The organism is Bradyrhizobium sp. UFLA05-108 (assembly GCF_059803455.1).
Genome location: NZ_JBANAZ010000089.1, coordinates 12,842 through 33,040 on the forward strand (window position 1 = coordinate 12,842; position 20,199 = coordinate 33,040).

At 64.3% G+C, this 20,199-nt stretch carries 17 protein-coding genes; 7 read left to right on the forward strand and 10 right to left on the reverse strand.

The window, feature by feature from the left end; all coding sequences use genetic code 11:
- Nucleotides 1-28 precede the first annotated feature (28 nt).
- The 5 genes from SO140_RS40195 to SO140_RS40215 form a co-directional block, all read right to left on the reverse strand.
- Nucleotides 29-529, reverse strand: a complete 501-nt coding sequence (locus tag SO140_RS40195) for a Spy/CpxP family protein refolding chaperone (protein ID WP_449381359.1) — start codon at nt 527-529, stop codon at nt 29-31.
- A gap of 226 nt (nt 530-755) precedes the next feature.
- Nucleotides 756-1,019 (reverse strand): hypothetical protein, encoded by a 264-nt coding sequence (locus SO140_RS40200; protein WP_449381358.1) that lies wholly within the window; start codon nt 1,017-1,019, stop codon nt 756-758.
- 107 nt (nt 1,020-1,126) lie between these two features.
- Entirely contained in the window at nt 1,127-2,701 is a 1,575-nt protein-coding gene (locus tag SO140_RS40205; protein ID WP_498543908.1) for a DUF3300 domain-containing protein, read from the reverse strand.
- 734 nt (nt 2,702-3,435) lie between these two features.
- Nucleotides 3,436-6,561, reverse strand: coding sequence for a multicopper oxidase family protein (locus SO140_RS40210; protein ID WP_498543909.1), 3,126 nt, complete (start codon nt 6,559-6,561; stop codon nt 3,436-3,438).
- A 269-nt stretch (nt 6,562-6,830) separates the two neighbouring features.
- Complete coding sequence (locus tag SO140_RS40215) at nt 6,831-7,301, reverse strand: PaaI family thioesterase (RefSeq protein WP_474803838.1); 471 nt, start codon at nt 7,299-7,301, stop codon at nt 6,831-6,833.
- 207 nt (nt 7,302-7,508) lie between these two features.
- Here SO140_RS40215 and SO140_RS40220 point away from each other — a divergent pair, with 207 nt between their 5' ends.
- From SO140_RS40220 to SO140_RS40230, 3 genes are read left to right on the forward strand one after another with little or no spacing between them, the layout of a single operon-like run.
- Nucleotides 7,509-8,243 (forward strand): FABP family protein, encoded by a 735-nt coding sequence (locus tag SO140_RS40220; RefSeq protein ID WP_498543910.1) that lies wholly within the window; start codon nt 7,509-7,511, stop codon nt 8,241-8,243.
- Nucleotides 8,244-8,264: 21 nt separating this feature from the next.
- Nucleotides 8,265-8,972 carry a RibD family protein gene (locus SO140_RS40225; protein WP_449381353.1) on the forward strand — a complete coding sequence of 236 codons (708 nt, stop codon included), beginning with the start codon at nt 8,265-8,267 and terminating at the stop codon, nt 8,970-8,972.
- 8 nt (nt 8,973-8,980) lie between these two features.
- Nucleotides 8,981-10,282 carry a flavin monoamine oxidase family protein gene (locus tag SO140_RS40230; protein ID WP_498543911.1) on the forward strand — a complete coding sequence of 434 codons (1,302 nt, stop codon included), beginning with the start codon at nt 8,981-8,983 and terminating at the stop codon, nt 10,280-10,282.
- A 63-nt stretch (nt 10,283-10,345) separates the two neighbouring features.
- On the opposite strand, the gene SO140_RS40235 is transcribed toward SO140_RS40230, so the two are convergent.
- On the reverse strand, nt 10,346-12,385 hold the full coding sequence (locus tag SO140_RS40235; protein ID WP_474803829.1) for a methyl-accepting chemotaxis protein: 2,040 nt from the start codon (nt 12,383-12,385) through the stop codon (nt 10,346-10,348).
- A gap of 301 nt (nt 12,386-12,686) precedes the next feature.
- Between SO140_RS40235 and SO140_RS40240 the strand changes: the two genes are divergently transcribed.
- Entirely contained in the window at nt 12,687-13,121 is a 435-nt protein-coding gene (locus SO140_RS40240) for an EVE domain-containing protein (protein WP_474803826.1), read from the forward strand.
- A gap of 56 nt (nt 13,122-13,177) precedes the next feature.
- Here SO140_RS40240 and SO140_RS40245 read toward each other — a convergent pair whose 3' ends face one another.
- Entirely contained in the window at nt 13,178-13,462 is a 285-nt protein-coding gene (locus SO140_RS40245; protein ID WP_474803823.1) for a hypothetical protein, read from the reverse strand.
- Nucleotides 13,463-13,870: 408 nt separating this feature from the next.
- On the opposite strand from SO140_RS40245, the gene SO140_RS40250 reads away from it, so the two are divergent.
- Nucleotides 13,871-14,236: a hypothetical protein gene (locus SO140_RS40250; RefSeq protein WP_474803820.1), complete on the forward strand. Its 366-nt coding sequence runs from the start codon at nt 13,871-13,873 to the stop codon at nt 14,234-14,236.
- 89 nt (nt 14,237-14,325) lie between these two features.
- A complete protein-coding gene (locus SO140_RS40255; protein ID WP_474803817.1) occupies nt 14,326-16,164 on the forward strand; it encodes an AMP-dependent synthetase/ligase in 1,839 nt (612 codons plus the stop codon).
- Nucleotides 16,165-16,213: 49 nt separating this feature from the next.
- On the opposite strand, the gene SO140_RS40260 is transcribed toward SO140_RS40255, so the two are convergent.
- Nucleotides 16,214-16,792, reverse strand: coding sequence for a hypothetical protein (locus SO140_RS40260; protein WP_449381378.1), 579 nt, complete (start codon nt 16,790-16,792; stop codon nt 16,214-16,216).
- 260 nt (nt 16,793-17,052) lie between these two features.
- Between SO140_RS40260 and SO140_RS40265 the strand changes: the two genes are divergently transcribed.
- Nucleotides 17,053-17,526 (forward strand): DUF4188 domain-containing protein, encoded by a 474-nt coding sequence (locus SO140_RS40265; RefSeq protein WP_449381346.1) that lies wholly within the window; start codon nt 17,053-17,055, stop codon nt 17,524-17,526.
- Between the two features lie 10 nt (nt 17,527-17,536).
- Here the strand turns inward: SO140_RS40265 and SO140_RS40270 are convergent, their stop codons facing one another.
- A complete protein-coding gene (locus SO140_RS40270) occupies nt 17,537-18,850 on the reverse strand; it encodes a tetratricopeptide repeat protein (RefSeq protein ID WP_474803813.1) in 1,314 nt (437 codons plus the stop codon).
- 11 nt (nt 18,851-18,861) lie between these two features.
- The gene (locus SO140_RS40275) at nt 18,862-19,872 is read right to left on the reverse strand and encodes an aldo/keto reductase (protein ID WP_474803810.1); all 1,011 of its coding nucleotides are present in this window, start codon (nt 19,870-19,872) and stop codon (nt 18,862-18,864) included.
- Nucleotides 19,873-20,199: the final 327 nt, after the last annotated feature.

The following is a 20,199-nucleotide window of genomic DNA, read 5'->3' on the forward strand; positions in this document are numbered from 1 at the left end:
GAAAGGCGATATCTTCACACCGTTGTGTCTATTCGTCGTCCTCGTCGGTCTCGCGACTGTGCTCGATCACATCGCGCATCCCGCGCATGACGACATATGACACGAAGGACATCCTCTTCTTCTGATCCTCGCTCAGCGTCTTGTAGAGCGGCTCCCAAGCATCGGCGAGCTTCTTGAGGTCGCCACCGCGCTGAATGAGCCGGTCCGCTCTGCGCTGCATAAGCTCGACTGGATTACTCTGGTGGAGGGCGTCCGTTTCACCATCGTGTAATTCGGCTATCCGTTCCAAGCGCGCCTGCCGGTTCTTCGCCCTGGCGCGGATGGCCTCCTCGACGGCCGGCCAGTATTTTTCCTGATCGGGTGTCAGCTGCAAGGCGGCCTTGACTATGCCGACACGCATATCCGTCAGGCTTTTCAGGTCGGCTGCGCCGGGCTGTCCCACTCCGACGGTGGATGATGTCTCTGCTGCGTACGTGAGAGACGAGGTCGTCGTCAAAAGCGCAATCGCTGCGACGGCTGCTTTCATCATTGCAAACTCCTGAGGCTCGTATCGTATGCCCCCGAACAGAACGAGCCTGCCGATTAGCGGCGAGTTGATCTAAGTCAAAGGGCCCGGACTGAGAAATACGGACGTGCTTCTGACTGTTCTCAAACTCCCGTGCGTCTCCCGAATGTAGACAAGGCCAACGAAAGTCGATGGCTATTCGTGCTCGACAATTGTCGATCTACACTCTGCGGTCCCACGATTTTCGACGTTACTTCGGAAGGCATTCTACCTTGTAGGCAACGATGATCTGCGCTGGGTCGGCCTTACCCAGGCTCCTCAAGTCCTCTAATCCACTTCTCAGTGTGGCTCCCGCCTCCTTCAAGCTGCCTTCAAGCGCCGTCTTGGCCGCGTTGCATCGCTCTTCGTTCGAGAACTCCTGAAACACCACATTCGGGTAGAGCCGCCATTCCGCCCTGTCGTTTGTGGCGGCAGGATTGACCGAGTAGGAGAAGACGTACATCAGGACCCACATCCGTATGCTCCACTTGTGATGCGATGTGGTGTGATGAAGCTTCCGGCCCCACCGGCGAGCCATGACCTAAATCAAGCGTTCGCCTTGGAGGCCGGGGACGTGGCCGTTCAGCGCGGCGGCAGGCCTCCGGAGATGACCCAATCGTCATACGACCGGAACTTGAGACCGAGCCGTTCGTAATGGACCCGCAGATAGCCGTCGCTGCCGCGTGTGACTGCGTCGGGTCGTACAGTCTGCACCTCCTGCGCGATCACCCCGACATAGAGCTTGTCGCTGCCGTTGTAGGCGAAGCGATAGTAACCAAGACCGTTGTCGAGCCGGCCGAGGAGCACGACATCGTGCTTGAGGTTGATGTCCGAGCGGCGTCCACCGCCACGACCGCCGCCGCCTCGAAACCCTCCACCGCCGCCGCCCCGAAAACCGCCACCGCCGCCGCGAAATCCTCCACCACCACGGAAGCCTCCGCCGCCCCGGAATGCTGCGGCTCGATGTCCTCCGCCTGCGAACCGCGCTCCGCCCCCGCGACCCGCCGCAGGCCTGAAATGCGCAGCTCTGGAAGCTCCGCGGTGCGCCGCGCGACCACCTGACCTTGCAGACCTTGCGTTCCTGGCCGCCGCCGAGCGGTCACGCACTTGGCGATTGCCGGCCGTTCGACCAGCGCCTGCCTGCCTGTTTGTCGCTCGGCCGCGGTCGGCGCGTTGCGTCCGGTCGCCCGCGTTCGGACGATTGGCGCCGGCCCCTAATCCTTGCCGGTTCCCACCTGGCCGTTGATTGGCATTGCCAAATCGCTGTTGCAGGTTCGCATTGTTGTAGCGTGCACCCTGTCGATGCCTTGCGTCGTGCTGCCAGTGTTCAACGCGAGCACCGCGATTGATGTCGATAGCGCCGCCACCCCAATTGACCCGGCTGCCACCCCACCATCCGCCGCCGCCCCAGTAGCCGCCGCTGGCCCATCGCCCCAGTGCGTAGGCCGCGCCGAAGGCCACGCCGGTCGCGATGATGCCGGCGCCGACGTAGCCGGGATAGCCCCAGTAGTAGGGATAGGCAGGATAATCGGAGTACGGCCAATCGCCGAAAACCACCTGCGGTTCGTAGTAGGGGACGTAGATGCTGTCCGCCGATGCGGGTTCAATGTAGATGAACTGTCGGTCCTGCTCCTGCCTTACCGTCACCTTCTGCTCTTGCGTCGTGACCAGCTTGTTCCTGTCATAGGCCTTTGAACGCAACCGCTGCACAGCGTCCATCACGTCTTGCTGCTGCACCAAAAACGCCTCGCCGAGCTTTTGCGTCCATTCGAGGTGCTCGTGCAACATCTGGAGAACCGAGGGCGTCGCGACCAAAGCCTTGACGCTCGCGTCCCAGTCCTGTTTCTCCGCGGCGATCTTCAGGGCGTCTCCTTTGAGGTTCTTGTTCTGGTTCATCCAGCGATCTGCGCGTACCACCTCAAGCGGATAGGTCGATGCCATCAGCACGTTCGACAACAATGTATCCGGATACAACGCAATCGGCGCGACCAGTGCCTCGAGTTCGGCCGGCTTGAGCGGCTGCTGCTCCGGAACCGACGAGGGCGTAGGGCTCGGCGTTTGAGTTGTCTGATCGCTTGTCTGGGCTCGTGAAGGAAGGCTGGTACACAGCAATCCGAGCAACGCGCATATCCAGCATATCGTTCTAAGGATCCGCATGTCGCTCGTCCTCCAAGCTTGCGCGGCACCAACCCCAATCGGAATTGAGTGGGAGAGGGCCGATTTGACATAGGTCAATAGAACGAAGCCCTTCGCCGTTACCGGACTGGGATTGGGCATCGACGCGACAAGCGGCGCCGCTCCTGTCCGGCTGCAAGCCATTGGCCCGGCGCGCTTTTGACTTGGATCAACCGCCGCGCCCCGTAGCCAGTGTCTAAGTCATTGCTCGACGCACCTTCGGCTGAAGAGGTGTGACCAATCGTGAAGCTGCTGTTGGTTGGGACGGGTGGCCGATTGGAAAAAAAGCGATGCGTTCTATTTTGGCCTTAGCCCTTTTGGTCACCCTGTGTGGCTCTGCGAACGCAGCTACGGCGCATCCCGCACACCGGCGGCACGCTATTGTTCGTCCCAATCAGGGCATGATCTACGCGCCATCTGGGCCGCCGATCCAATACCGGGCCGCACCGTACAATAATTTCAATGAGCCGTATTACGGAGCTTCCCAAGGTTACGCGCCTGGCGAGAAAGAACGATTTCTCGAAAGTGTGAGACGAAACCTTTAGAGCATGATCCGGAAAACTGTGAGGCGGTCTTCCCTCGCGACAAACGCGGAACGCGTTTGCGCGGAGAACATGCTCAAGCAACGACCTGAAGCGCGATGACGATTCATCCTGATCTCATCGCGCTGCAGAGGATAAGCGCGATTCCGCCCCTGAGCACCGTGACTTCCACCCTCAGTCGCCGCCGAGAGTGACCGGTCCCTCCACGGGGATCTCGGCCCTGAGGACGGCTGCCAGCGACGTCGCGGTCTTGCTGGGCCGCTCGAGCGCGAAGCGGCGAATGGTGGCATTGCTGCTGGACGACAACGGGCTGACCAGGAGGTCTGCCCCGTCCGTCGTGCTCGTCGTGGCAACGCTCACGCCGCGGGCGCTTTCGCCGAAGGGGACGAAGGAGGCCATCTCGGTAAAGCCGGCATGAGGATGCGCAGCGGCGCTGTGAAGATACATCGAAGGCCCGCCATCGAGCGCCGAGCCGCTGGAGAAGATCTTGACCACCCCACCGTCACGCTGGCCGACGACGATGCGTTCGGCGCCGCCGAGCGTGCCGGCGAGCCAGCCGGTGGCGAGCGTGACGCCACCCCGATAGGCGCCGCCGAAAGGTGAGAATTCCGTCGTCGCCACCGGCTGCCCGGTGCCGGCGGAGCCATGGTGATGATCGCCGGACGCGTGACCGATCGGCTCGAGCAGCGGGAACACGAAGACCTTCACGGTGGAAGGAGCGCCTGGTCCGGGCGCCGTGACGATGCTCTGGCGGCCAGTGGTGAAATCGACGAATCCCGCGCCGAGGACCACACCGGATTGATCCCCCGGATAGGGGCTGAAGGACGAGAACACGCTCGGCGCGGTGCCGAGGACCGGCAGCGCGGAGCTGAAGACCCTGACCTCGCTCTTGTCGCCGGGCCCGGAGCCGACGATGATGTTGTCGCCGGTGGTGATGCCGTCGATCTTCGCGACCGCCACACTCACGCCGTTGCGTGCGTTGGCGCCAAACGCGTTGAAGCGCGCAAGCTGTGTTGCGAAGGGGGCAGCGCCATTCTTCGCTGCGCCGGAGAACACGGCGATCTCCGACGCGTGGCCGGCACCGGCCCCGACGACCAGATCGTAGATGCCGTCGTCGTCGACGTCGCCCATCGCCACGCTCAGAGTGCCTTCGAATGCGGGAAACGGCGTGACTGTCGCGAGCAGTCTGTCGCCGTCCAGAATCCTGACCGTGGCCGGACGACCGTGGCTGCCCGGAATCGCCACCGCATAGGACGATACGGCCGGGATGACATTGACCAGCGCCATGAGACCGTTGTCCTCGTGATTGAGGCGATGACAGTGCATGACGAAGAGGCCGGCATAGTCCTTGAAGCGGGTCCTGATCGACAGCGTGCCGGGCTGGATCACGGACTCCTCCGGCCCGAGATTGGGGACCGGCACATTGGCATTGTCGATGCCCTGCTTCACGGATCCGACCTTCAGCCCCGTGGTGGGGTCGGAGATGCCAGTGATCTGGAAATCGTTCACATGCACGTGGATGGGATGCTCGTCATTGTTCTCGTTGCGAAACACCCATTCTTCCATCGAATTCAGGCGGGGCTGGATCAGGGGGACGTTTGGAAACGCGCCGCTGTCGAAAGCATAGATGAAGGTCTTGGGATCATGCGTGCTCGCGAGGTCGTTGAGAAAACCGCCATTGATCAGAATATGGCGCGTTAAGTCGGGCGTGACCGTGGAGAGATCTTCGAATGGCGTGAAGGCGCCGAGTGGCTGGCCTTCGGTGAAGGCCGTGGTCTCTCCTTTGTCCCCTTCGGTCATGGCCCGCGCCAGGACCTGGGTCGGGAACAGAAAGAACCCGTCATAATAGCTCACCGCAGACGGCAGCACGCTGAGTGTGCCAAGCACCGCAGGCGGATTTTCGGTGCCGTTGCTGGTGTAGAGGATGCCCGGCGCATTTTCTGCTCGCGCACCGGCACCCCGCTCCGGCATTTCCAGAATCAGGTCACCGCGATCCGGCATCGTGACCGCAATCGCGAAGCGCGATGCCGGCGGTATGACGAGGCGGGTTCCGTTCTCTTCGACGGGATAGCGGACTGCAGGGCTGGGATTGCCATCTTGCCCCACGATGGCGATCTTCGGATGGTGCCCGGTCGCCGTCTCTGTGAGGCGCACGCTCATATAGGCCATGTCGCTCACATTCGCGAGAACCCAGATCTCGGTCTGTCCCGGCTTGCTCCGCAGCGTTGGCTGGAATTGGCCGTTCACCGTGAACTGGACATCGCGGAGATGGTCGGGAAGCGACGGATCGGCCGGCACGTCATCCGCCCGCCCGCTGCTGGCCGTAAATGTCTGGAGATTGTTCGGGATGAACTGGAAGCGCCCGCGCATATTCTGGATCGAGAGCGGGCCTGCATACCATACGGTGGCGAAGCGGGAGCCGGGCGCCGCTGCGGTGAAATTCACCGGCGCGAGAATCGGGCGATAGGTCCCGTTCGCCAGCGCTCCCGGCGCGGGCGGGGTGAGGGTGCTGACGAATTGCGGCCAGTTGGGATTGTTGAGCTGCGGCTTCGGCCCCCGGCGATCAAACACGAAGTTGTATTGAAGCATCATGTTGCGGACCGGGATCCCCTTCTGCGTCACGATCGGAAGATTGCCGTCGGTCCGTCCGATCGCAAGCAGGCCGGCAAGCCCCGCGTAGACGTGCGCCGTCGTTAGCGTGTGGAGATGCGGATGGTACCAATAGGCTCCTTGCGGCTGGTTGGTGGGGATGTCGTACACATAGGTACTCGACGTGCCGACCGGCATGTGGATGAGGACGTTGTCGGCATTCCCCTTCGGGCTGACGTGCAGCCCATGGGTGTGGAGATTGATCGGCGAGACCTCGAGCTGCTCGGGATAGGTCGGTACTTCGCCGCCGGCCAGCGTGTATCGCGGGTCGTAGAAGTCGCGGATCGTGAGTCCAGACAGCGCGTTCTCGAGATGGATGACGAGGCGCTCGCCGGGGAAGACCTGCAGCGTCGGTGCCGGATAGAGGCCCTTTGCAGCGGTGACGCCGTTTGACGCCTTGCCGCGGACCAGGCGATAGCCGAACAGGAGAGCGTCCCTGACCGGGGCCGCTGCGGTGTCGAGCGCGATCTCGCCCTGCTGCGCGGTGAGCGTGACTTCGAGCACGCCGTTCTCGCTGGATAGGGTGACGGGTTCCTTGTAGGCAGGTGACGAATAGCTGGCGGTTTGCGAGAGCGCCGTGCCGACGCCGAAAGCCATGATCGAGATAGTGGCCAGGATCGCCCGAGCGACCCTGCGAAAGGCACAATGCATCCGATTCCCCTGATATTCCCCTGCCCGTAGCGAGGTACCATAGATTCGTTGGTTTCGTCGTACCGATGTTGACGATGTCGGTGGGCGCCCGATACGGCAGACCGGGTTGGCCTTTGTTGATGGGATTCTCTTTTGGGGGCGCGATGGGCCGATGCGCGTCACGCGCGTCTAGCTCAAAAGGCCAGGCAACGGACGAAGCGCATTACGGTGACGGTGCTCGACTCAATGCCCGTCAGAACTGACAGCCCCGTGGAACGGGTGCAACAACGCTAGCTCGAAAAAATCAGGCAGGTCGTCGTGCCATGCGCGAGCAATCGGCCCTTGGTATCGGTTACACGGCCTTCTGCCGTCCCGACACGACGGCCGCAATTCAGGACAGTGCCCTCGGCCCTGATCTGGCCGGTCTCCAGCGTGATGGCTCGGACAAGCGAGATCTTGAACTCGAGCGTCGTGCTGCCAACGCCTCGTTCGAGCATCGACTGGATGGCGAGGCCCATGCAGCTATCGAGGAGCGTCGCCCTGAGACCACCATGCACCGTCCCCCATGGATTGAGGTGCGCGGCCGTTGGATCGAGCGTGATGACGACCCGACCGCTCTCGGCCTCCACCACGTCGTAGCCCAAGGTCTGCGCGATCGTGTTCAGCGGGAGCACCCCGTTGGCAAGGCCCTTGACGAACTCCAGCCCGCTCATCTCCTTTAGTCGCTCGGGACAGACCGTCCCGTAGGTCCTGGCGGCCATGTTTACCTTCGGTTCTCTCGGCAATGACTCTGCCATCCAACCGCAAGGTGCCAGCGAGCGCCACCCGAAACCTGACGCGCTGGCCGCGCCGGCTTTTTCGGCTCCAGATGTGGCCCTTGCCCACTCGCGCTTGTGAAGGACGTGTTGAAGCCACGCACACCATCCTCATGCTATTGCTGCTCCCCGCACCCCAGCGGAGACGCCCCCATGCTCCCCATTCCCGCCGACATCTTCACCGAGCCCGATGATGTTTCTCCCGATGCTCTCGCCAATCTTGGCCCGCTTCGCCGCCTCGCCGGTGTCTGGCAGGCCAACAAGGGCGTCGATATCAACCCGAAGGCCGAGGGACCGGAGCGGCGGGTTTTCATCGAGCATATCCGGATGGACCCGATCGATCCGCAGGCCAACGGACCGCAGCTGTTTTATGGGCTGCGCTATCACATCCACATCAACACGCCCGAGGAGGACATCACCTTCCATGACCAGGTCGGCTACTGGTTGTGGGAGCCGGCGACCGGGCTGATCATGCAGACGCTGGCGATTCCGCGCGGCCAGGTGCTGCTCGCGTCGGGCAAGGCCGGGCCGGACGACAAGAAGATCTCTGTCACGGCCAAGCGCGGCGAGACGACGTACGGGATCTGCTCGACCGACTTCTTGGAACAAGCCTTCCGCACCGACAGTTACCGCTGCGACATCACCTTCAACGACGATGGAAGCTGGACCTATCTGATCCAGACCGAGCTTTTCGTGCGAGGTGCGCCGTTCAATCATCACGACGCCAACACACTCAAGCTGGTCGCGCCGCCAAGGCTCAATCCGCTGGCGGTGATCCTGAATGATCGCGCCAAGGATGGCGCCAAGGATGGTGCCAAGGACGGTGCCAAGGACGGTGCCAGGGATCGTGCCAAGGATCGCCTCGAGGGTGGCGGACCGGCGGCCTGAGAAGAAAGCACGGAGAATTGCATGAAGCCCTACGTCATCTGCCTGATGGCCTCGAGCGTCGATGGCCGCACCCATCACAGCCGCTGGCGTCCGAAGGGCGCAGGCGCGGACTGGTTCGAGAAGATACATGACGAGCTCGGCGGCGATGCCTGGTTGATCGGCCGCGTCACCGGCTCGGAGTTCGCCAAGGGCAAGCCCTATCCCACGACGAGCGCGACATTCCCGCGTGAAAACTGGTTTGCGCGGCGCGACGCGAAAGCTTACGGCGTGGTGCTCGATGCGCACGGCAAGATCGGCTGGGGCCGCTCGGACATTGGCGGCGATCCGATCGTCGTGGTGCTGACCGAGCGCGTATCGGATGCGCATCTGGCCGGTCTCCGCGGCGAGGGCGTGTCCTACGTCTTCGCCGGCAAGTCGGAGATCGATCTTTCGCTCACGCTCGAAGTTCTCAATCGCGAGCTTGGCGTGAAGCGGCTGCTGCTGGAGGGCGGCGGCGCGGCCAACGGCGCATTCTTGCGCGCGGGGCTGATCGATGAGCTGAACCTGATCCTCTGTCCGGCCGTGGACGGTGCCAGTGGTGCGCCGATCGTGTTCGACTCGGGCGAAGCCGAGAGCGAACAGCGTGCGCCCGTCACCGCGATGACACTCGAGAGCACGCGGCCGCTCGGCGGCGGCGTGCTGCTGCTGCGTTATCTCCTCCAGAACGATCCGAAAGCCGCGGGCCAGTAAAGCAGGGCATGTCGGACAAGTCGGAGCAGATCGTGATCGTCGGTGCCGGTGCGGCCGGTCTGATGGCGGCGCGCGAGATCGCCCGTGCCGGCCGGCGCGTGACGATCCTGGAAGCGCGCGCGAGGTGTGGCGGGCGGATCCATCCGCTTCCTGCCGCGGAGTTTGGATACGACGCGGCCGGCGGCGCCGAGTTCGTCCATGGCGAAGGGCCGGTCACGCGGGCTTTGCTTGCCGAGGCGGGGCTTTCGCTCGAGGCGATCGAAGGGACGCAATGGAGCTTTGAAGGCGGAAAATTCTCGCGCGAAGCGCGCCACGATCCGCACGAGGCCGAGCTTCACCAGGTGGTCAGGGAATTGAAGGACGACCTGACCGTCTCCGAATTTCTGCGTCGCTATTTTGCCGATGCCCAATACGAGTCGTTGCGGCAGTCCGTCGAGCGGATGGTCGAAGGTTACGACGCCGCCGATCCCGCGCGTGCCAGCACGCTGGCGCTGCGCGACGAATGGATGGATGGCGGGCGGCATATGCAGGCGCGTCCCGTCGGCGGCTATGGCCCTCTTATCGATTTTCTCGAGGCCGAGTGCCGCACCCATGGCGTCGCCATCCACTTTGACTCCGCCGTATCAGCAATCGAGGAGTGCGATGGCGGCGTGGTCGTTCGTTGCGGCAGCGGCGAGGTACATCATGGCGATGTTGCGGTCCTTACCGTGCCGTTGCCTCTGCTCAGGGAGATCGCGCTGCCGAGCGCTACCCGCCAGAGAGCTGCGGCGGCCGCGGATATCGGCTTCGGCAACGTCATCAAAATCCTGCTGCGATTCGAGCGGCGCTGGTGGCTCGAGCGGCAGGCCGACCTTGCTGACCTGACCTTCCTGCTCTCGAATGAGAAAATCCCGGTATGGTGGACGCAGCATCCGGCCGAGCATCCCGTGCTCACCGGCTGGTTCGGAGGTCCGCAGACGAAAGGCCTTGTGGGACTCACCGAGCCGGAGCTGATCCAGGCTGGTCTTGCGTCGCTTGCCGGCATCTTCGGCCTGTCACCGGGCGATCTCGCGAAAGAGCTCGTCGCGGCGCGGGCGCTCAACTGGGCGCACGATCCCTTCGCGCGCGGCGCCTATTCCTGGGCCACGCCGCAAACGCGCGTGGCGCAATCGATCCTCGCAAGCGCGGATGGCACGCCCGTCTATTTTTCCGGTGAAGCCCTCTACCGCGGCCGTGACATGGGCACGGTCGAGGCGGCGCTGGCGAGCGGACGGGAGACGGCCGGGGTTATCCTGCGGGGCGTGTCAGGTAAGACCAAAGCGATGAAATGAAGTGCAGGCGCTACGGCCTGGTTAACCCTCCCCGCAGGGGGCTGTCCGCGGTTGCCGTTCAAGCTAGGCTGTGCGCACCGATTCCAGGAAATTACCGACCTCGAGCTTCAGACGGCTGGAGTCGCGGGCCAGTAGCTGGGCGGCTGACAGCACCTGCGATGAAGCCGAGTCGGTCTGGCTCGCGCCGTCGCGCACGTCGGCGATATTTGTGGATACCTGCTCGGTGCCGAGCGCCGCCTGCTGGACGTTGCGAGCAATTTCCTGCGTAGCCGCGCCTTGCTCTTCGACGGCGGCGGCGATCGCCGAGGAGATTTCCGACAATTGCGCGATGGTGTCGCTGATCTCCCCAATGGCGCCGACCGACTCCTTCGTCGCCGTCTGGACGCCCAGGATCTGCTGGTGGATTTCCTCGGTCGCTTTCGCGGTTTGCTGCGCCAGCGCCTTCACCTCCGCCGCGACCACCGCGAAGCCGCGGCCGGCTTCGCCAGCGCGCGCGGCTTCAATAGTCGCGTTCAGCGCCAGAAGATTGGTCTGGCTCGCGATCGAGTTGATCAACTCGACCACATCGCCGATCCGGTTTGCCGCAAGCAACAACTCTCCGACGCGCTTGTTGGTGTTGTGTGCCTGCTCGACCGCTTCACTCGCCCTGCGCGCGGATTCCTGAACCTGGCGGCTTATCTCGGTGACCGACGAGGTGAGCTCTTCGGTGGCGGTGGCCACCGAGTTCACGTTGACGGAAGCTTCATCGGAGGCCACCGCGACCGCAGTGGTGAGCTTCTGCGAGCGGTTGGCCGTCGCCGTCAGCGTGCCGGCGGAAGCCTCGAGCTCGGTCGCCGCGGACGACACCGTGCTGACGATCTCACCGATCACGGCCTCGAAATCGCGGGTGATGGCGTCGGCCCGCCGGCCGCGCTCGATCTGCGCCTCGGCCTCGCGTGCAGCCGCTTCATCCGCGAGTTTCTTCGCGATCAGCGCGTCCTTGAAGATCTGCAGCGCGTTGGCCATGGTGCCGATCTCGTCCTTGCGATGTCCGTCCGGGATTTCGACGCTGAGCTCCCGGTCGGCAAGCCGCAGCGTCGCCCCGGTCAGCCGCGCCAGTGGCCGGATCACGTGGCGCATCGCTACGAAAACCACGGCGATCGAGGCGGCGAGCACGACGAACAGTGCCGCGAGAGCCCAGCTCAGCCGCATCTGCGCCTGAGCGATCGCAGCGTCATTGGCCTTGTGCGCAAAGTCCAAGGCGGCATCGCGCAGGCCCAGCACGCTGTTCAGGGTGCCGGCGATCCAGCCGGGCCACTCGGCTTCACTGGCCGGAGAGGGGCGGCCATCGCGCGCGGCCGCGGCGACCTCGCGAAACCGTGGCTCGCCTTCGGTCATGAGCTTGGCGCGCACCTGGTCGATCGAGCGAACGAGCTCCGGCGCGCTGCCGGCATTGCTGACGCCCTGCTCGATCTGCCGCCAGAGCAGCGCGACCTGACCGGTCAATTCGGTGACGTCGACGTTCTGGGCGGCAGACAAGGGCTGATTGCGGACGAAGAGGCCGAGGATCGCCGTGCGCGCACCATTGGTGGTGCGCATGGCCTGTGCGCTTTGCGCGAGCTGCGCCGACGGCAACAGGTTTTCTATGTCGCTGCCTGTGCGCGACAGGTTGATCAGGACTTCGCCGGTCGCGGCGGTGAGGGAGTCGACGGCGCGCGCAAGCCCATCCACGATCGCCGTCTGGCCGTTGGGTGGACGCTGCGCCTTGGCCGTGACCGCCGTCTGGCGCCCAGCACTGCGGGTCTGTTGCAAGGCAAGCTCGGCTGCCTCAATCGATGCGACCGGAAGATCCGCCGCGCCAACGGCCTTCTTGGCGGCGCTGATGGCAGCGTCGGTGCCGGCAACAACTTTGTCCAAGGCTGACAATTTTTCGGACGTCGCCGCCTCGGCCGTCGGGCCTGTAACCGCAAACCAAGCGGTACGCTCGGCCGGAATCAGGCTGTTGGCCTTCATCACCAGTTCGAATGCGGTAAGCGTACGCGCGGCCGCTTCTCGCTTGCGCAGATCGCGCCATCCATCCCAGGCGACCGAAACGGCGAAGGCCACGGCGAGGAGGCCCGTCATCAGGTTGCCAGCCAGGATTTTCCATCGCAGGCTGACCCCGTGCTTCGAGCGATTTGCGGATGAGTGCTCAGACGGCGAAGGAAGCTCTGACATCGGTCGGACCAAACTCATCGGCGCATTTCCACGATAGGCTCGGCCAGCGGCCGACTCTCGTCATTAGTCTACGTAAGTAATTGCAACTAAGACGTTAAGTGTGTCTGCGGCCGGAGTGTTCGGCTTGGTCAAACCGTGCGTCGAATGGCTGCTGCCAGAATCTGACACGGCTGCTGCTAAAAGGTGGACCTCTGTCGGAGGACCTTACATGAAACACTGGATCGCCGTCGCCTCGGCCCAGCACGTCCGGATCGGGCGTGCGCACGGCTTCATGCAGGTCTGCCACGGCAAGGGCGGACCCCTGCGGCGGATCTCGCCGGGCGATCACATCGCCTATTATTCGCCGACCGTAACCTTTGGCGGCAAGGATCGGCTCCAGGCCTTCACCGCGATCGGCGTGGTCAAGCCGGGCGTGCCCTACCAGGCTGATATGGGCGGTGGCTTCCATCCGTTCCGCCGCGACGTCACGTGGGGTGACGCCGCCGAGGTGCCGATCCGGCCGCTGCTTGAAAGCCTCGCCTTTGCGCGCGACAATCCGAACTGGGGCTACAAGCTGCGTCTCGGCCTGTTCGAGATTTCGGGCGAGGACATGGAGTTGATCCGCCACGTGGCGACGTCAAGCCGGCCGCTGCTGCTGGTCTGAAAGCGTCGATGCAGACTCCCCAACAAAAAAGCCCGCATCGCTGCGGGCTTTTCTTCTCACCAGCGATGGCCGCCATAATAGCCGTGGGGCCGGCCGTGGTAGCCATGCGGCCGCGGAGAATAGCCGTAGCTGCGATAATGCGGGCGATAGTAGCCGTGAGGCCGCCAATGATGATGGCGCGGGCCGTGCCAGTGATGATGCCGGCCCTGCGCGCTGATGTCGGTCGGTTGGCCGGCCTGCACATGCGCGGTTTTGGCCGTGCCCTTGCCGGCGGCGTTTGCCGCGGATGAGGTTGCGAGCGCCGCAGCAGCAACAGCTATCGCCACAAAGAAACTCTTCATTCCGTCATTCACTCCGATTGATGTGTGCGGAGATAACGGGATGGCTCGCTCGCGCGTTCCGGCGACAAAGTGCCGCCTTGCCCGACCTTGATCGGTGCTTTGCCGGCGCAGAATCGCCGCAAAGCTTGAAGTGCTGCGTCACACCATCTTCGACGTCGTTGCGAACTTGTGTCACGCGCGTACCACACTCTTGGTGTCATCGCCCGGCTTGACCGGGCGATCCAGTATTCCAGAAGCGGCGCAGGGATACAGATAAGGCGCGGCGTACTGGATGCCCCGCCTTCGCGGGGCATGACACTGGTTGTTGGTGAGTAGGTCACGCACCAGTCGATTCTTTCGCGGTTAACGCCTGAACGTGTTGGCCGCCCGGCGCGACAGATGCACAAGATTCACGTCAAGAGTTTTATCATGAAGCGCGCCGCCATCCTCTGCATTGCCTCGCTGTTCATCCTGCATGCGGGTGCGGCGGCTGCGAAGTCGATCACCTGTTCCTACCCGCAGGACCAGGAGCTGACGTTTGAGGTGCCGAAAAAGCAGGGCGGCCTGCCGCCGATCGATTTCGACTACCCGTCGAAAGTCACGCTGTTCAGCTTCCGCGACGACAATCTCCTGGTCGTCGCCATGGACGAGTCGGACAAGAGCCGGGTGCGGGTGGTGATCTCGGCGCAGCGCGACAAGGCCAGGGGCATCTATGCCGGGCAGATCGTGACCGACCTCGGCGGCAACCAGCTCATGCTCGACAACGGCCCCGTCACCTGCAAGGTGAAGGGGTAAACGCCGGCATTGCCGAGGATCAAGGTCGCGCCGACTGGCCGGGATCGCTGTCGATCTCTACATTGGCGACGGCACTGCGGGATGATTCTATGGCAGACCTCACCGCTCACACTCAAGATCGCCCGCGCGCGCTGGCGGAGGTGATGACGTTGCCGCAGCTATTGCGCTGGCGCGTTGCGCTGACGCCGGGCCGGGAAGCCTATCGGCAGTACGATGTGACGGCCGGACGCTGGGCGAGCTATTCCTGGCAGCAGATCGATGCCGAGATCGAGCGCTGGCGCCGGGCCCTCGCCGCCGAAGGATTTGCCGCCGGCGAGCGGGTTGCGATCCTGGTGCCCAACGGCATTGCGCATATCGCAATGGACCAGGCCGCGTTGTCGCGTGGTCTCGCGCCGGTGCCGATGCATGCCGTCGACAACCCCGACAGTATCGCCTACATCCTCGCCGATTCCGGCGCGCGCCTGCTGTTCGTGGATACGCTGGAGCGCTGGCAGGCGATCGTCGCGACCGGGCAGCCGGTTCCGGATCTCGGGCGCGTGGTTTGCGCGAGTATGTCGGAGGCAGCGCCGACTGACGCCCGCGTCGTCGCGCTTGATCGCTGGCTCTCTTCGAACGCTGGCGGTCCCGCGATTGTCGACGTGGTCGTCCAAGCGGACGATCTCGCCGCCATTGTCTACACCTCGGGTACCACCGGACGGCCGAAGGGGGTGATGCTGTCGCACGACAACGTCGTTGCGAATGTGAAGGCGATCGCGCAGCGCATCGCCGCCGAGCCGGACGATGTCTTTCTCTCTTTCCTGCCGCTCTCGCACACGTTCGAGCGCACCGGCGGTTACTACTATCCGATCGCGGCGGGCGCCTGCGTCGCCTATGCGCGTTCGGTGCCGCAGCTCTCGCAGGACTTGAAGCATGTGCAGCCCACGGTGCTGATCTCGGTGCCGCGAATCTATGAGCGCATTTTTGCGCTGATCATGCAGCATCGCGAAGCGGCCGGCCGCGTCGAGCGTGCGCTGCTCGATCTCGCGCTCGCCGTCGGCGGCCGGTGCTTTGACGCGCGGCAGAGCAGGCGCGCGCTTTCGCTGTTTGACCGCCTGTCCTGGCCGATCCTGAAGCGCCTGGTCGCCGACAAGGTATTGGCGCAGTTCGGCGGCCGTCTGCGCGTCGCCGTCTCGGGCGGCGCGCCGATCGCGGAACCGGTCATCCGTCTCTTCCTCTCTCTTGGGCTCGACGTCCTGCAAGGTTATGGCATGACCGAGACCTCGCCGGTCGTCTCCGTCAACACCGCCGACGACAACGACCCGCGCTCGGTCGGCCATGTCCTCGACGGCATCGAGGTCAAGCTCGGCGAGAAGGACGAATTGCTCGTCCGCGGCCCGAGCGTGATGCTGGGCTATTGGCACAGGGAGGAGGAGACGCGCTGCGTCAAGGAGGCCGACGGCTGGCTGCACACCGGCGACCAGGCGCGCATCGAGCACGGCCGCATCACCATCACCGGGCGCATCAAGGACATTCTCGTCACCTCCACCGGAGAGAAGATCGCGCCGGTCGATCTCGAAACCGCGATCCTCGCCGATCCGCTGTTCGAGCAGGCCTTCGTGGTTGGCGAGCAGCGGCCGTTCCTCACTGCGCTGGTGGTGCTCAACGCCAAGGCGTGGGAGCAGGAGCAACGGAGGCTCGCTGGGCTCGGCAAGCAGGGCGAGGGCGGGGAGCGCGCTGCTCTGCTCGCACGGATCGCCACGGCCGTGAAGGACTATCCGGCCTATGCGACGCCGCGTGCGGTGTCGTGGTCGCTGGAGCCGTGGACGATCGCAGCGGGGTTGCTGACGCCGACGCTGAAGAACAAGCGCCCCGCGCTGGAGCATCGCTTCGCCGCGGAGATCGAGCAGATCTATGCAAAGAGGCCGTCGGCGGCGCCGCGGCCGAAATGATCTTCACCTGCCGGCAAGCCGGAAGAGGTGAACCGGGCGGCCGGCGCGCTTACTTGAACGGATCCTGGATCGACGGTGCGGATTGCCGGACGCGGCGCACGCTCACCGGCGTGCCGTCGGAGACGAACAGCAGCTCATACCTGCGGCCCTCATTGTCCGTCGCGGTACAGGTGATGTTCGAGACCTGCTTTGCCGCGAAATTGCCGGTCTGGCGGCAGACGCCGGTGGAGGTCTGCTCGGCCGGCACCGGCAGGCCGTCGACCCTGGGCCGATCCTTGGAATTGAGCAGCATGCGGTCGATCGGCAGCTCGTAGGAATTGTCGTCGGCGCGCTTGCCGTTCTCGCCCGAGAATGAGACGACGTGGTTTTCGTCGGCGGGGTCGTCGACCGCGACAGCGAAATTGACCCGGCCCTTGTCACCATGGGCGTAGGCCACCGTCTTGCAGGCGAACTCGCGACCCGCGATGCGCAAGGTCTTGCACTGTCCCGACATCAGCGCCAATAGGTCGATGAAGGAGTTTTGCGGCTCGGCCCGGTTGTCGACCCTGATGGGAACGGAAGACCCGGCAAAACAAGGAGTTGCGAGAGCGATCAGGCTCGCGGCCAGAACCGGTCGGAAGCAGCGCATCATGGGACTCGCATGGCGCGTGGTGGAAACGGAAAAGTTCCGTGCATCAAACATCGAACCACCAATTGGTTGCGATCCCGTTTGTTGTGCAATGCATGCCCGTCTGCAATACCACCGTGCCACCCGCCGGCGATTTGCGAAAACCGCCTCAACCCCGTCCCCGTGCGCACTTGCCGTCAGGGTCATGTTTTTTTCGTGGCAAGCTTGTCGCCGTCACCGCCCTCCGGCAGTCTTTCCGGAAATCTACGGGGAGGCTTCGCATGGCCAAGGTCATCCCGAGCCGGGTCGCCGGCCGGATCGAAGGCGATTTCGTCGTGTTTCTGATCGGCATGCGCGTCAACAAGCCGTGGGCGCTCCACAAATGGCTGCCGGTCGCGCTCGCCATGCCCAGGATGATCAAGGAGCTGGAGAAGGCCTCAAAGGAGGTCGGCTTCCTCGGCCATACCGAGCTCGGCCTTCTCAATATGGTGCAGTATTGGAGGAGCTTTGATCATCTGGAGCGCTACGCCAGGGCGCACGACGCGCAGCACTGGCCGGCCTGGGTCGATTTCAACCGGCGCCTGAAGGACAGCCGCGGCGACGTCGGCATCTGGCACGAGACCTACAGGGTCCACGCCGGCGACTATGAGGCAATTTACAGCGGCATGCCTCCGTTCGGCCTCGGCAAGGCCGGCGCCTCCGGTGCCATCACCGACGCCACCGACAGCGCACGGCAGCGGCTCGGCGCCGCCTGATCGGGGCATCTCACTGAAGTGCCGCCTGCCAGCGCGCATCGCGCAACGAGGGACGGCGGTGCAGCCGGGCATCGAGCATGGCGCGGGCGCGCCCGAGCTCGCCGCTGCGCATCAAGGCGACGACAAAAGTGTCCTCGATCAGCTCGCGCTGGGCATGGCTGCCGCCGATCCGCACGACCTGATTGAGAACCGGCGTGAGCTCGCGCACGCACCCCGCAAAATCCTCGTCGGCGAAGGCCGTCATCGCGCGGCAGATCGCGGGCACTACGGGGCCCGCAGGCAGCTTGCCGTCGGCCAACCGCTGCTCGATGACGGCAAGCCGCGTGGCGAGTGCTTCGCGATCCTGCGTGGCGGCCGCGAGCAGCGCCATGTGGACGTCGGCAAAGGGGATGCTCGATTTCGGAAACAGTTTTTGCGCGGTGGCGTCAGCCTCGGCCCAGAGCTCTTTGGGCACGGCGTGGCCATAGGCCGACAGGCGCCACAACAGCGAGGCGCCGTCGGTGATCACGTTGAGCGGCGGCGCCTGCGTCATCGACGGTTGCAGCACGTCGGCATAGATCGCAAGCGCGCGCGCCGCATGGCCGTGCTCGAGCGCGCCAAGCGCCTGGTGCCAGCGGATATGGCCGTGCAGGATTCCGGAACGGTCATAGCCGCCGATCCATTCGTCGACGAGACGGTCCGCCTCGTCGATCGAGCCGTCCTCGAACATCGCATGCAGCACGGCGTGGGCGCCGTGCGCGTTCTCGCGTTTCAGACCAAAGCCCCGCTCGGTGATGGTGCGGCCGCGTACGACGTCGCCGTTCTCGGTGATCGCCCAGCCGTAGAGCGTGAGGAACCACCAGTCCTCGCCATAGTGATGCGCGACGCTTGTGCAGAGATCCTGCCGCGCGCGGTCATGATCGGCCATGCCGGAAAAGGCGAACAGGCCGAATGCGCCGAGCGGCAGCGCCAGCACCACCGCATCGCGCGGCCAGGCCTCGACATGCTTCAAGGTCGCGGCCAGCGCTTCGGGCATCCGCCCTTCGGCCGCGAGCGCCAGCGCCTCGACATGCGAGCGTTCGCGCGCCGTGCCGCGCTTTGCCACCAGCTCCCGCGCGAGGCCCGCTTTTGTCCGGGCGAGCTCGCCCTGCTGATAGAAGGAATGCACGCGGGCGCGCGCGATGTACGCGAGCGCGAAATCAGGATCAGATACGATCGCGCGCTCCAGCGCCTCCGCAGTGCCGGTCCAGCCCGCGAGCATGAGGTCGACGCCCTCGCGATAGGCGCTCGCCGCCGCATCGGATGAGGTGGAGATCGGAAGCCCGTAGCGGTCCTGGTGCGCCATGGTTACTCCCGTCACGCTGTCCGCGCACGGCGGCCTTCGATCGGGTAGGCCGGGTCGTTATAGCCCGGGGTCGAGGGATGGCCCGACGTCACCAGAGCGTCGATCAACGCTTCGTCCTCCGCGGTGAAGCGATAGTCGAGTGCGCGGATGTAGTCGTCCCAGTGCGCCTCGGTGCGGGGGCCGGCGATGACAGAGGTGACGAAGGCGGAGTTGAGCACCCAGGCGACCGCGAACTGGCCCGCGGTGATGCCCTTCTTCTCCGCATGTTGCTTGATCTCCTGAGCGAGCTTGAGCGACTCGGGGCGCCACTCGGTCTGCATCATGCGGGTGTCGTTGCGGCCCGCGCGCGTCTCCTTGTCGGGCGGCGCGTCCGGGCTGTACTTGCCGGTGAGCACGCCGCGCGCCAGCGGGCTGTAGGGCACGATGCCGAGGCCGTAATGGCCGCAGGCCGGGAAGTGCTCGACCTCCGGCATGCGGTTCATCGCGTTATAGTAGGGCTGGCTCACCACGGGCCGGTCGATGCCGAGCCGGTCGCAGATGTTGCAGATCTCGGCGACGCGCCAGGCGCGATAGTTCGAGACGCCGAAATAGCGCACCTTGCCGACGCGGATCAGGTCGCCGATGGCGCGCACCGTCTCCTCCAGCGACGTCGCGTGGTCTTCCTTGTGCAGATAGTAGATGTCGATGAAATCGGTGCCGAGGCGCTTCAGGCTTTCATCGGCCGCCTGCAACACCCAGCGCCGCGACAGCCCGCTGCGATTGGGATCATCGCCCATGGGATTGGCAAGCTTTGTGGCGAGCACCCAGGCGTGACGGTTGTCGGCGATTGCGCGACCGACCACCTCTTCCGAGCCGCCCTTGGAATACGCGTCCGCCGTGTCGATGAAGTTGATGCCGGCCTCGCGCGCCTTCGCGATGATTTTTGCAGAATCCGCTTCATTCGTGGGACCGCCGAACATCATCGTGCCGAGGCAGATCGGCGAAACCTTCAGGCCACTGCGGCCGAGCTGGCGGTATTGCATGGGTTCTTCCTCAACGCTTGTGTGGGCACCAGCATAACGATCTCGCTCCGTCATTGCGAGCGCAGCGAAGCAATCCAGATATTCGCTCGCGGAAAGACTCTGGATTGCTTCGCTGAGCTTGCAGTGACGAGCTTGGGGTACGCGTTTGCCATCCTCGCAGGTGTCATCGCCCGCCTTGTGCGCAACTGCGCACTGGAGCGCGCGATCCAGCATTCCAGAGCCGGCGGAGGGATACGGAGAAGCCGCGGCCTACTTGTATGGGCTTGGTCAAGGATGAGTGGTTGTTAGATCATTTCAGATCATCTCCTTGTTCGAAGGAGGCGGACG

Coding starts and splice junctions, on each gene's coding strand:
- SO140_RS40255 (WP_474803817.1), top strand. CDS start 14,326: ATGGCAGACCTCACCGCTCACACTCAAGATCGCCCGCGCGCGCTGGCG.
- SO140_RS40260 (WP_449381378.1), bottom strand. CDS start 16,792: ATGCGCTGCTTCCGACCGGTTCTGGCCGCGAGCCTGATCGCTCTCGCA.
- SO140_RS40195 (WP_449381359.1), bottom strand. CDS start 529: ATGATGAAAGCAGCCGTCGCAGCGATTGCGCTTTTGACGACGACCTCG.
- SO140_RS40245 (WP_474803823.1), bottom strand. CDS start 13,462: ATGAAGAGTTTCTTTGTGGCGATAGCTGTTGCTGCTGCGGCGCTCGCA.
- SO140_RS40235 (WP_474803829.1), bottom strand. CDS start 12,385: ATGACGGGCCTCCTCGCCGTGGCCTTCGCCGTTTCGGTCGCCTGGGAT.
- SO140_RS40275 (WP_474803810.1), bottom strand. CDS start 19,872: ATGCAATACCGCCAGCTCGGCCGCAGTGGCCTGAAGGTTTCGCCGATC.
- SO140_RS40210 (WP_498543909.1), bottom strand. CDS start 6,561: ATGCATTGTGCCTTTCGCAGGGTCGCTCGGGCGATCCTGGCCACTATC.
- SO140_RS40225 (WP_449381353.1), top strand. CDS start 8,265: ATGAAGCCCTACGTCATCTGCCTGATGGCCTCGAGCGTCGATGGCCGC.
- SO140_RS40250 (WP_474803820.1), top strand. CDS start 13,871: ATGAAGCGCGCCGCCATCCTCTGCATTGCCTCGCTGTTCATCCTGCAT.
- SO140_RS40220 (WP_498543910.1), top strand. CDS start 7,509: ATGCTCCCCATTCCCGCCGACATCTTCACCGAGCCCGATGATGTTTCT.
- SO140_RS40270 (WP_474803813.1), bottom strand. CDS start 18,850: ATGGCGCACCAGGACCGCTACGGGCTTCCGATCTCCACCTCATCCGAT.
- SO140_RS40240 (WP_474803826.1), top strand. CDS start 12,687: ATGAAACACTGGATCGCCGTCGCCTCGGCCCAGCACGTCCGGATCGGG.
- SO140_RS40200 (WP_449381358.1), bottom strand. CDS start 1,019: ATGTGGGTCCTGATGTACGTCTTCTCCTACTCGGTCAATCCTGCCGCC.
- SO140_RS40215 (WP_474803838.1), bottom strand. CDS start 7,301: ATGGCCGCCAGGACCTACGGGACGGTCTGTCCCGAGCGACTAAAGGAG.
- SO140_RS40230 (WP_498543911.1), top strand. CDS start 8,981: ATGTCGGACAAGTCGGAGCAGATCGTGATCGTCGGTGCCGGTGCGGCC.
- SO140_RS40205 (WP_498543908.1), bottom strand. CDS start 2,701: ATGCGGATCCTTAGAACGATATGCTGGATATGCGCGTTGCTCGGATTG.
- SO140_RS40265 (WP_449381346.1), top strand. CDS start 17,053: ATGGCCAAGGTCATCCCGAGCCGGGTCGCCGGCCGGATCGAAGGCGAT.